The organism is Paraeggerthella sp. (genome assembly GCF_048427265.1).
GTDB lineage: Bacteria > Actinomycetota > Coriobacteriia > Coriobacteriales > Eggerthellaceae > Paraeggerthella > Paraeggerthella hominis.
On sequence record NZ_DBFOSR010000131.1, the window covers coordinates 1 to 11,063 of the forward strand.

10 protein-coding genes are annotated in these 11,063 nt (G+C 63.4%); 8 read left to right on the forward strand and 2 right to left on the reverse strand.

The window, feature by feature from the left end:
- The 7 genes from ACMNI9_RS11650 to fdhD form a co-directional block, all read left to right on the forward strand.
- Positions 1-379, forward strand: a 379-nt coding sequence (locus ACMNI9_RS11650; protein ID WP_418832281.1) for a GNAT family N-acetyltransferase, incomplete at its 5' end; no start/stop codon positions are given.
- A gap of 128 nt (positions 380-507) precedes the next feature.
- Positions 508-1,356, forward strand: coding sequence for an alcohol dehydrogenase (locus ACMNI9_RS11655; RefSeq protein ID WP_114565770.1), 849 nt, complete (start codon positions 508-510; stop codon positions 1,354-1,356).
- A 410-nt stretch (positions 1,357-1,766) separates the two neighbouring features.
- Positions 1,767-4,904, forward strand: a complete 3,138-nt coding sequence (locus ACMNI9_RS11660; RefSeq protein ID WP_147269837.1) for a molybdopterin-dependent oxidoreductase — start codon at positions 1,767-1,769, stop codon at positions 4,902-4,904.
- 15 nt (positions 4,905-4,919) lie between these two features.
- A complete protein-coding gene (locus tag ACMNI9_RS11665; RefSeq protein WP_114565767.1) occupies positions 4,920-5,840 on the forward strand; it encodes a 4Fe-4S dicluster domain-containing protein in 921 nt (306 codons plus the stop codon).
- Positions 5,840-6,601, forward strand: a complete 762-nt coding sequence (locus ACMNI9_RS11670; protein WP_114565766.1) for a cytochrome b/b6 domain-containing protein — start codon at positions 5,840-5,842, stop codon at positions 6,599-6,601. Before ACMNI9_RS11665 ends, ACMNI9_RS11670 begins: the two co-directional genes overlap by 1 nt.
- Positions 6,602-6,781: 180 nt before the next feature.
- Positions 6,782-7,681: a formate dehydrogenase accessory protein FdhE gene (locus ACMNI9_RS11675; RefSeq protein WP_418832285.1), complete on the forward strand. Its 900-nt coding sequence runs from the start codon at positions 6,782-6,784 to the stop codon at positions 7,679-7,681.
- Positions 7,682-7,769: 88 nt separating this feature from the next.
- Complete coding sequence (gene fdhD, locus ACMNI9_RS11680) at positions 7,770-8,522, forward strand: formate dehydrogenase accessory sulfurtransferase FdhD (protein WP_418832288.1); 753 nt, start codon at positions 7,770-7,772, stop codon at positions 8,520-8,522.
- A gap of 63 nt (positions 8,523-8,585) precedes the next feature.
- Here fdhD and ACMNI9_RS11685 read toward each other — a convergent pair whose 3' ends face one another.
- The gene (locus ACMNI9_RS11685) at positions 8,586-9,308 is read right to left on the reverse strand and encodes a hypothetical protein (RefSeq protein ID WP_418832291.1); all 723 of its coding nucleotides are present in this window, start codon (positions 9,306-9,308) and stop codon (positions 8,586-8,588) included.
- Between the two features lie 538 nt (positions 9,309-9,846).
- Here ACMNI9_RS11685 and tatA point away from each other — a divergent pair.
- Positions 9,847-10,110 (forward strand): twin-arginine translocase TatA/TatE family subunit, encoded by a 264-nt coding sequence (gene tatA, locus ACMNI9_RS11690; protein WP_114565762.1) that lies wholly within the window; start codon positions 9,847-9,849, stop codon positions 10,108-10,110.
- 234 nt (positions 10,111-10,344) lie between these two features.
- On the opposite strand, the gene ACMNI9_RS11695 is transcribed toward tatA, so the two are convergent.
- Positions 10,345-11,063: hypothetical protein (locus ACMNI9_RS11695; protein ID WP_418832294.1), on the reverse strand; the 719-nt coding region annotated here is incomplete at its 5' end.

The following is an 11,063-nucleotide window of genomic DNA, read 5'->3' on the forward strand; positions in this document are numbered from 1 at the left end:
GGAGAAGCCCGCCGAGCGCGTGCTGGGCATGTTCGCGGTAAACCCGGCGGGAGATCCCGCGTACGGGCGCGCGACGGGCGCGCGATGGCTCACCGATTCGCCCGAGCCGCCTGATGGCGAGCCTGATTACGCCGCGTTGCACTGGGTGTGCGTTCAGGAGAAGGCGCGCCGGTGCGGCGTGGGCGCCTATATCCTGGGCACGGCGGAGCGCATCGCGCGCGATGCCGGGCGGCGCAGCGTGCGCGCCGACGTGTACCCCGAGAACCAGCCCATGCGCGCCCTGCTTGAGAAGTGCGGCTACGTGTTCTGCGGCGATATCGAGATACGCGATAGGCTGGGCCGCGTGAAACGCAGGGTGGTCTACGAAAAGTGCTGGTAGCAGGTTAGCGCGCGCCTTGGTCGGACGTATCGGCAAAGGCGCGCGCCAACGTTGGAACCTGTCGAGATTCTGTCTGGTTTGCGCATCCGCCGCCGGCCTGCGCGCGCAAGGGTATAATAACCGGCATTATGTCTCCTCAATCACGTGAAAAAATAGCGCTGGCGGTGTTCGCCGCCTTGATCGTGCTCAGTTTGGGCGGCTTGGGATGGTACCTGGTCGCCGGGCATTCGTGGAACGTTGCGGCTTCCAACATCGACGACACGTTCGGCAACATGGACGGCTACACGGCCATCGTGTACGCGGGCACGGTCCCGCCCGAGGACCCCGATGCTGACGATGCGCTTGTCCCGGACGCGGGCGTCGGGTCGGCTTCTCCCCAAGAGTCCGAAGCGTCCAAGAGCCCCGAGGGCGAGCAATCGGCGGCTTCGGCAGCTGCTTCGGCTTCCGAGGCCGATGCCGCGCGCGCGAAGCCCGAGGCGCTTGACGAAGCGGCTCGCAAGAACAGCGCGCTTGAAACGGCGTCGTCGGCGGCCAGTTCTACGGCATCGAAAGCGAAGAAGCCGTTGACGGTCGAGGAAGCCCGTGCAAGCTACGAGGGCAAGGGCGCTACGGTGTTCGAGCTGGATACGGAATCTCCCGAGCGCTACGCCGAGGGCACCATCCTCAAGAAAGGCGCGCACCGGTTCGGCGTGTTCAGCGTGGACCGCCCGCTGTCGAAGCGCGCCCTCGAGAAGCAGGTGGCGTATTTCGTCGAGCACAAGGTCGACTTCATCGTGGCAGTGACTAACGACAAGGCGCATCTCGAGGGAGTATCCGGGGTGGACATCGTGGTGTCGACGCAGGACGAGGGGCTGTTCGTCATGGGCGAAACGCTTTCCGGAACCTTCTACGTCGACGCGCCGGAAATCGGCAAGGTCGGCGCCATCCTCATATCGCCGAGCAACGTGGTTTCCGCCAAGGTCATCGAGGACCTGTAATAACTCGTTCTTGCTGTATGCAATGCGCGGACGAGTCCTCGTTCGTCTCCCGGAAGGGTCGCTGCTACCGCTCCCGTTTTCCTGCGCGCCGTCTGCCACCGGAAACACGCCGTTGGCCTTCGCACCTCGTCAGAGGGCATTTTTGATGGAATGCCGTTCACCGAGTAAAAACAGCCCGGTTACGCATGTACGCGCATAAAGCCCCCCGTTTCATCAGAAACTGATGAGGTGGCTTTCGGCCGAAATGGTACGATCGCGACAGCGAGGCAGCGGAGGGCTGCTGCCCGCGGCCCTGCATGCGAACCGGGCACCATGCGAACAAGACGACGTCTCCCATGCCCTCGGCGCCGTTTCGCTCGTTGGTTCCCGAAGCGTGCATTCACTGGACGAGAAGGAAGGAGAACGAGGACATGAACCTGTCACGCAGGGGCTTTTTCAAAGCCGCTGGCGCAGCGGCAGCTGCGACCATGGCGTTTGAGCTGTCCTCTCAGTCGGAGGCGTTCGCGGTAGAGCCGTCTTCAGACTGGAAGCTCGTGAACACCGAGGAGTACACGAACATCTGCTGTTACTGCTCGGGTGGGTGCGGGGTTATCTGCTCGACGCGCGACGGCGAGCTGATCAACCTCGAAGGCGACCCCGATCATCCCATCAACCAGGGCGGCTTGTGCCCGAAGGGCGCGACGATGTTCCAGTTGCGCAACGTGGTTGATCCTCGGACGCGCGAGGTCATCAAGAACCCGAACCGTAAGACGAAGCCGCTGGTGCGCCGCCCCGGTTCTTCCGCATGGGAAGACATCACCTGGGACGACGCTATTGCGGAGATCGCGCGCTGGGTCAAGCAGACGCGCGATGCCACGTTCGAGGAGACGTCCAACGGCATCACGGTCAACCGCACGCCCGGCATCGCAAGCCTGGGCGGCAGCCAGCAGAACTCCGAGGAAGAGTACCTCATCTTGAAGATGATGCGCTCGTTAGGGGTGATAGCCATCGACAACCAGGCTCGTGTTTGACACAGCCCCACGGTTGCCGGTCTGGCAGCTTCATTCGGTCGCGGCTCGATGACGGGCCATTGGTGCGACTACCAGAACGCCGACGTCATCATGACGATCGGCTCCAACAACGTCGAGAACCACCCTGTTTCCGCGAAATGGGTGCAGAAGGCGCTCGACCGGGGCGCGACGTGGATCGTCGTCGACCCCCGCTACACCCGCTCGGCCGAGATGGCGGACATCTACTGCCCCATCCGCTCGGGCACCGACATCGCCTTCTACGGCGGCTTGTACAACTACATCATCGAAAACGACCTATGGCAGCACGAGTACGTGTTGAACTACACGAACGCCTCGTACCTGCTCGATTCCGAATACTCGTTCGACGTGAACACGGGCATCTTCTCGGGCTTCGACGACAAGACGGCCACGTACAACAACCATAGCTGGCACTACCAAGTGGAGTCCGAAACGCAGTGGGACACCTCGGCTGCGGGCGACTACGCGTGGGTGAACAAGCCCGGCACGCCGGCGTTCACGCCCCTGACGTTGGAAACGCCCAAGAAAGACGAGACCCTCCAGGATCCGATGTGCGTGTTCCAACAGTTCAAGAAGCATTATTCCCGCTATGACCTGGATACGGTGTCCAGTATCTGCGGCATGGACAAGGACCTGCTCGAAAAGGTGTACGCCACGTACGCCGCAACGGGCGCGCCCGACAAGTCCGGCACCATCCTGTACGCGCTCGGCCAGACGCAGCATCACTACGGCGCTCAGAACTGCCGCGCCATGTCCATCCTGCAGCTTCTGCTGGGCAACGCGGGCATGCCGGGCGGCGGCGTGAACGCCATGCGCGGCGAGCCGAACGTGCAGGGCGCAACCGACATGGGCATGATGGTGCACGAGCACCCGGCCTACCTCAAGTGGCCGACCGAGTACGGCACGCCCACGCTGCGCGATTGGTGCGAGAAGGAAACCTACGCCGACGGCTACTACACCAACAAGCCGAAGTTCCTGGTGTCCTCGCTCAAGGAATGGTGGGGCGACGCGGCCACGGTCGAGAACGACTACGGCTACGACTGGTGGCCGAAGGTTCCCAAGAGCCCGGACTACACCATCATGAGCTCGTTCGAGCTGATGAACAAGGGCGTTATCAAGGGCTACTTCAACTGGGGCATGAACCCGTGCCACTCCGCTCCGAACGCCGGAAACGTGCGCCGCTCCATGGCGAAGCTCGACTGGCTGGTCGTGGCCGACTGGGTTATCACGGAATCCGCCACCTTCTGGGAAGCTCCCGACATGGACGCCTCCCAGATCGACACGACGGTGTACTTCCTTCCCGCCGCGTTGATCTACGAGAAGCCCGGCATCATCCTGAACTCGGGTCGTTGGCTGCAGTACCGCTACGCGGCCGTGGATCCGTGGGAGGAAGCGAAGCCCGACTACGAGATCTGCGACCTTCTGTGGACGAGCATCGTGGATCTGTACAAGAAGGAGGGCGGTGCGAACCCGGCCCCCATTCTCAACGCGAAGTGGGACTACTACGTGGACGGCAAGATCGATCCGCGTCCCGTGGCATGGGCCCTCAACGGCTACAAGATCGCCTCGTCCGACTTCGGCAAGGCCGACGTGGACCTGCTGGGCACCTACGGCGACCTGCAGGCGGACGGCACCACGGCGTGCGCCATGTGGATCTACACTGGTTTCTGGGCTAACAAGAAGGCTCCGCTCGATCCGGCCGAACAGCCTATCGGACGCCGCAACACCGAGGACAAGTCGGGTATCGGCCTGAACTCCGAGTGGGCGTACTGCTGGCCGTCGAACCGCCGCATCCTGTACAACCGCGCGTCCGCCGACTTGGCGGGCAAGCCCTGGAACCCCCAGAAGAAGCTGGTCGAGTGGACCGGCGAGAAGTGGGACCAGGTGGACGTGGCCGACTTCGTAACGGTGAAGAACGGCACTCCCGTTCCGCCGAACAACAAGGCATTCTTCATGCTGTGGGAGCAAAACGCCCGTCTGATCAGCTACGGCATGAACGACGGTCCGGTTCCCGAGCATTACGAGCCCTTCGAGAGTCCGGCCGACAACCAGATGAACGGCTCGCAGAACTCGCCGTGCATCCGCTTCGCCGAGTACGAGTCGGTGAAGAAGGGCGATCGCAGCCAGTATCCCATCGCTGTGACCACCTACTCGGTCACCGAGCATTGGCAGACCGGCGGCCAGACCCGCTGCTGCCCGGCTTTGCTGGAGGCGTCTCCCGAGCAGTTCATCGAGATGTCCGAAGAGCTGGCGGCCGAAAAGGGCATCGCCAACGGCGACCTGGTGCGCGTGTTCAACAACCGCGGCTCGGTCAAGGTGCATGCGCTGGTGACGCCGCGCTTCAAGCCGTTCACCGTGAACGGCCAGACGGTTCACCAGGTGGGCATGACCCATCACTTCGGTTGGGCGGGCGAGTTCGGCACGGGCGACGTGGTGAACGACCTGCCGCCGAACGTGGGCGATCCCAACACGTTCGTACCCGAGTACAAGGCGTTCCTCGTGGACGTTGAGAAGGCGTAAGGGAGGGGATGAGAAATGACTGAGAAAGCAATCCTGTTCGACTCCTCCCGGTGCTCGGCGTGCCGCGGGTGCCAGGTGGCGTGCAAGATGTGGAACAACCTGCCCTCCACGCTGGAAAAGAACGGCAACCCTTGGACGGGTTCGTACCAAAGCCCGATGAACTTGAACGGCGACACGCGTCTCTTGATCAGCTTCCATGAAGAGGCCGGCGGGGACAAGGGGGTTATGTGGTCGTTCGGACGTCGTTCGTGCCAGCATTGCACGGACGCTCCGTGCGCGACCATCTGCCCGGGCGGCGCGCTTGCCAAGGACGAGGAGACGGGCTTCGTGTCCGTTGACGAGTCCAAGTGCATCGGGTGCCAGTACTGCAAGTCGGCATGTCCTTTCGACGTGCCGCGCTACCACGGTCCCAACGGCAAGATCAACAAGTGCACGGGCTGCCTCGACCGCGTCGAGCAGGGCATGCAGCCGGCATGCGTAACCACGTGCCAGCCCGAAGCCCTCAAGTTCGGCGACCGCGAGGAGATGCTGGCCATCGCCCGCGAGCGCGTGGCGTACCTGCAGGGCAAGGGCTTTGCGGATGCTTGCGTCTACGGCGAGGACGAAATCGGGGGCCTGCATGTGGTCCAGGTTCTCAAGTACGGCGTCAAGGCTCATGGCCAGGTTGAGAACCCGCAGGTCAGCCCCATGGTTGGTCTGACCCAGATCATGAAGCCGGTCACGGGTGCCGTTACGGGCCTGACGGTAGCGGGCTTGGCCGCCATGTTCGTCTTGGGCATCGGCTACAAGCGCGACAAGCTGGCGTACAACGCCGAGACGGAGGACACGTTGTCCGTCGACAGCGGAAACGTGCTCAAGCACGGCGACGGCCAGGACGAGGAGACGGTGATGGAGCACATCACCGAGAACCTTCCGGGCAAGAAGGGAGGCAACTGATGAGCAAGGGACCCGTTGCGGTTTCCGCTGAGGAAGCCGCCAAGAACAAGGCCTTCTTGGACCAGCTGGCGGCAAGCGGCAAGCAGCGCTACATCAAGCGCCATTCGCTGCAGGCTCGTCTGACGCACGGCATCACGATCATCGCGTGCATCCTGCTGTGCATCTCCGGTTTGTTTGTGTTCGTTCCGGCCCTGGCGGCCGCGGTGGGCGCGGACACGGTGTTCGCTATTCGCATGTCGCACCGCGTGTTGGGCGTCGTTTTCGTGGCGGTGCCGCTCATCAGCGCCATCATGGCTCCGAAGGGCGTGAAGCACGTCTTCAAGAACCTGTTCGATCGGTGGGATTCCGACGACAAGAAGTGGATGATGCTGTTCTTCCCGTACCTGTTCATGGCGAAATGGATTCACATGCCCGACCAGCGCGAACTGAAGTCCGGCCAGCGCTTCGCCGACGGCATGCTGTGGTTCGCCGGCGCGCTCATGGGCGTGACGGGCCTCATCCTGCTGTTGGGCACGACGGTGTTCGACTTCGGCGCTGGCGTGTACGGCGTGACGCTGTTCCTGCACGACGTGGGCTTTTTGCTCATCGCCGTGTTCGGCTTGGCGCACATCTTCTTGGGCGCGGGCATCTTCCAGCCGTACCGCGGCACGGCCAAGCTGATGTTCGGCGACGGCATGGTGTCCGAGTCCGACGCCCTGTACCACTGGGGCCACTGGGCGCGCGAGGAGATCGCAAGCGGCAAGAACGTCGTGGAGAAGTAGTTGCAAGTAGAGGCTTTCGCTGCCGGGCGGGTTCGCGCCCGCCCGGTGCGGCGCAGGTCTTCCACAGGGGCGCTCTCGAGCGCTTGCCGTTTGGCAAGCCCGGGGTTTCGCGCAGAGCGTCCCGATGGATAACCTGATGCTCGATGCATGACGAGAACATACGACGAGAGGGAACCAGGAATGAACCTGAAGCGCATCGACGCGGCCATAGCCGCGTACAAGACGAAATCTGAAGACGCGGACGCGGCCCGCTTGGCGTTCTTCCGCGAGGTGTGGGGCGTGCAGGACAGCGTGGCAGCCGAGGCCGCTGCGCTGTCGTACGAGGTGCCCGCCGCCGAGGACCTGCTTGCTTGGTATGCCGCATCGGAGCCGGTGCTCGCCCATGCGCCGGTGTCGATCGACCCGGAAACGCTTGCCGACGCGATCGAGCGCACGGCGGCGTGCCTGCTGGACAGCGGCGGCTTTCCTGCTACGGTGCAGGAGGCGTTCGCGCGCACGAAATGGGATCGAATGGTCGCAGCGAGCGACGTGGCGCGCGCGGGGAGCGATCCTGCCGCGTACGTCGAGTCGTTCGGGGAGCTTCTGCGCGATGACGGCATGGACGAAGATCCCGCTCGCGTTGGGGCGCTGGCTGCATCCTTGGCGTTGCGCGCGCTGCTCGGCGGGCCGGCGGCCCAGGTCGGTTCCGCGTTGCGCAAGGCGGGCGCGGCCGAACCGCATCCGATGCGCTGCCCGGTGTGCGGCGGCGCCGCTACGGTGGCGCGCGTGGGAGACGTTCAGGCAGTGCAGGGCCGCGGCAAAGAGCTGTGGTGCGGCCAGTGCGGCACCGCGTGGGATTTCGAGCGGGTTCGCTGCGCGCGCTGCGGCACGCAGAACCAGGCGCACCTGCACTACTTCAACGTGGAGGGCGACGACGCGCACCGTATAGCCACCTGCGACGAATGCGGCGGCTACGTGCGCACCGTGTACCAGGAAGACGTGCTGGCGCCGTTCTCCTTCGAGGTGGAGGACGTGGTGATGGCGCGCCTGGACCTGATCGCCTATCAGCAGGCCAACGCCCAGGCTGCCGGGAACCGCTGATCGCTTCGGCGCGTTCGCAGCCGTGCACGCGCAAAGCGCACCCGGCTGCGCGCCGGATGCAGGAAGAACGAACGAAAGGAGGCCGCTTGTGGCCATCGTGGAATACGCCGCGCCCGTCCCGCGGGAGACGGCCGAGCGACCTATTCGCATCTACTTGAACGACGCCCCGGTGGCGGTCAGCCAGGGAAGCCCCTACGGGCTGCACGAGCTTGCCGTGGGCTACCTGTTGTCGGAGGGATTGCTGAGCGATCGCGACCGCCTGGTCGAGGTCACGGCAGATCCTGAGAAGGCGGAGGTGTACGTGGCTTCCGGCGAGCGCGCGGCCGACGGCTACGTGCCGCTGCATCGCGTGACGTCGTCGGGCTGCGCGCAGTCCGCGCTCATGCGCAGCGGGGCGTGCGTGCCGGATGCGGCGCGGCTGTCGACGAGCGCGCGCTTCGATGCCGATGCGCTTCTGTCCTGCATGGACGAGCTGTGTGAAAGAAGCCCGCGGCGCAACACGGGCGAGTGCGTGCACGGATGCGGCTTGGGCGTGCCGGGGGAGGACCGCTTGCTGCTGGTGCGCGAGGACATAGGGCGCCATAACGCCATGGACAAGCTGATAGGGCAGGCGTGGCTCGATCGCGTGGACGTACGCGACAAGGCCCTGTTCATCACCGGGCGCATCAGCGCGGAGATGGCGCTGAAGGCGTACCGCGGCGGGTGCCCCGTGCTGGTGTCGCGCAAGTCGGCTACCGACGAAGCGGTTCGACGTGCGGCTTCTTTGGGAGTCACGCTCGTTTCGCATTGCCGAGACGGTCGACTGAGGGTGCTGTCCTGCCCCGAGCGCATCACGGGGTAGGGTTTTTCAAACGATGAAACGAAGGGCCGCTTCAGTGAGCGGCCCTTCGTCGTGATGCATGCGTTAGCGCAGATCGCTTACGTGTTGGCAGGAATCGCCGTACAGTGCGTAGCGGTAGGAGGCAACGTGCTCTTCTCCGTTCGCGGGGTCGAGGGCCAGGAAGTTGTCCAACGTCAGGTTGTCGGGGTCCTGCACGTTTTGGTATCCCATCAGGCAGATCCAGTGTTCGCCGTAGGGTCCGGATACGTGGATGACGGTGGGCATGCCTGCGGCGATCTCGTCGTAGGCTTCTCGCAATAGGGCCGTGTCAGATCCGAGCGAGCGGAACGAGGAGTTCCCTCCGCCCCATCTGGGCCACGTGCAGCATCCGCATCCGTACGCCTCGTGGCCGTTCGCCTGCCTGGTAAGGATCGCATCGCCGTAAGCGCACGCGTAGGCGGGGCAGCAGATGGCGTGGCCGCCGTTGAGCTGGTTGCCGATGGCGGCGATGAGCGCGGGGTCGTAGTCGAGCCGCTTGTTTGACCGCTCGGCGGCGGCTCGTGCGGCCTCTTCGGCCACCCTTTGCTCGGCAAGCGCCTGCACTTGATCCAGATCGTGGGTCGGATTTTCGTGCGCGAACGGCAAAAGGTCGACAAAAGCCGCTTGGCTCAACGGGAGGGGTTCGGCGGTCTGTGCAAACGGGGACCGCGATTCGGCTGCGAAAGCGGCCGGTGCGCATGCGGCGCTCAGCGCCACGACAAGCGCGGTTCCGACCGCGCAGGAGAAACGAGTAGAGCGCGATGCCATGCAAGCATCCTTTCCTCGGCCGCGTAGGGTTCGTTGTGCTGGTGTGGTTGCGACCGCGAGGCGAAATGGTAACAAAACGGCAACGTCGCATGTCATACGTGTGCGAATGTGCGAGGAACCGTCACAAGCAGTCCTCGAATCCTTCACAGTAGCTTTGGCAGCTCCCCTGCGCAAAATGCCTTCGCGCCGGCGAGCGCAGCGCGTTTGCCGAGCGGAGCGTTCCTGTTGGGCGCGCTCTGGTTTCAGGTTGGGAGATCGGTCTGAAAACCGAAGGCGCTAAGGTTGCGGCGCGGGTGGGGAACGGCAAGGCGCAACTGAGTTCCAAGTTTTGAGAGCTGTACATCACGCAGCGTTCTGACCTGGTATGACGCATATCGTACCCCGTTTGCATGACAAAGAAAATCTGGGTATTGAGTACGAAATCACAGGTTTGCATGATAGCCGGCACGCCTTTGATAGGGCATAGTGAACGCCATCGAAACCGGTGCGGCCCATCAAGGAGGTGCGCGCCGCCAGAACGCTGTAGGAGGCGCTTTACATGAAGATTCTTGGTATGGGTGTTCCCGAGCTCGTTATCATCCTGGCTGTCGTGCTGCTCATCTTCGGCCCGAAGAACCTCCCCAAACTGGGCGCGTCTCTGGGCAAGACCGTGAAGAACCTGCGCGAAGGCATGGGCGGCGGCAAGGACGACGCTTCCGACGCCGTGGAGCTGGCGGTCGAGGACGTCGTGGAAGACGACGAGCCTGCTGCCCAGCCCGTGAAGAAGACGGTGCGCGCGAAGAAGACCTCGCAGACCGCCTAGCAACCAACTTAGATCATTCCCTATTTTCCGGCGCGACCCCTCCCTCCCTCGCGCCCGCAACGCCCCGCCGCATTCGTGCCGCGGGGCGTTGCGTTTCCGGGAGCAGGAAGGTCGCGGGAGCTCGGGCGGTTTCCGCGACCTATTTGCTCCCGTTCGTCTTCGACGGGGAACGGCTCGTCTTTCGCACTGCTTGGGAGAGCGTCTTGGCCCATGCGGGCTGTTCCGGCGGCGGTCTTAGCTCACGGAGAACAGCCCCGAAAGATAGCTGTGGCTACCGGGCATGCTCTCGATCGACCTGCTTCCGAGGGGCTCTATGGTTTCAGCATCGTATTGGTATATCGCCCAATCTCCAAGTATGTATATCGAGCCTTCGGTTGCAACCATGTGCTGCGCTTCATGCTGGAAAGCATGCTCCTCGATAGCTCCCGTCGCCAGATCCACGATGCTGAGCGCGCTGTCGTCTTGCCCTTGGACGACGTTGTAATGGGCAACGTAAAGCTTGCCGTTCGCGAAAGCCACGCTCGAAGCGGCGCCCTTGCTCAATTGAATGGTGCTCGCCGTGTTGTCTTCGGTATCGAGCACGCCGATCTGCCTTCCCGTCAGGCCGGTGCCGCAATAGTAGATGCCTCCGTCATGCGCAACCGTCCGGTAGACGTCCGAGTCGTAGGCGCTGGAATCGATCGATTCCTCGAGGGTCAGGTTCTCGTCGTAGCGCAAGATCGTCGAAGAGCCGTCGTCAAGAGACGATGCGAAGGCGTACAAGCTGTCTTCATGCCAAACGAGTTTCGATACGTAAACTCCTTCGACGGACACGCTCGATACGCTCCCGTCGTCGGTTCGGCAGCGATTGATGCGGGTTGCGTGGCTTGTTGCGTTGCAAACGAATACGTATTTATCGCTCGCAGCCACGTCGTTCACGGTCGGCTGGTCGATGGCGTATGCCTTGGTGGAGA

Excerpts from the sequence above, each read along its gene's own strand:
- ACMNI9_RS11655 (WP_114565770.1), top strand. The coding sequence starts at position 508 with ATGTCTCCTCAATCACGTGAAAAAATAGCGCTGGCGGTGTTCGCCGCC.
- ACMNI9_RS11665 (WP_114565767.1), top strand. The coding sequence starts at position 4,920 with ATGACTGAGAAAGCAATCCTGTTCGACTCCTCCCGGTGCTCGGCGTGC.
- ACMNI9_RS11670 (WP_114565766.1), top strand. The coding sequence starts at position 5,840 with ATGAGCAAGGGACCCGTTGCGGTTTCCGCTGAGGAAGCCGCCAAGAAC.
- ACMNI9_RS11675 (WP_418832285.1), top strand. The coding sequence starts at position 6,782 with ATGAACCTGAAGCGCATCGACGCGGCCATAGCCGCGTACAAGACGAAA.
- ACMNI9_RS11685 (WP_418832291.1), bottom strand. The coding sequence starts at position 9,308 with ATGGCATCGCGCTCTACTCGTTTCTCCTGCGCGGTCGGAACCGCGCTT.
- tatA (WP_114565762.1), top strand. The coding sequence starts at position 9,847 with ATGAAGATTCTTGGTATGGGTGTTCCCGAGCTCGTTATCATCCTGGCT.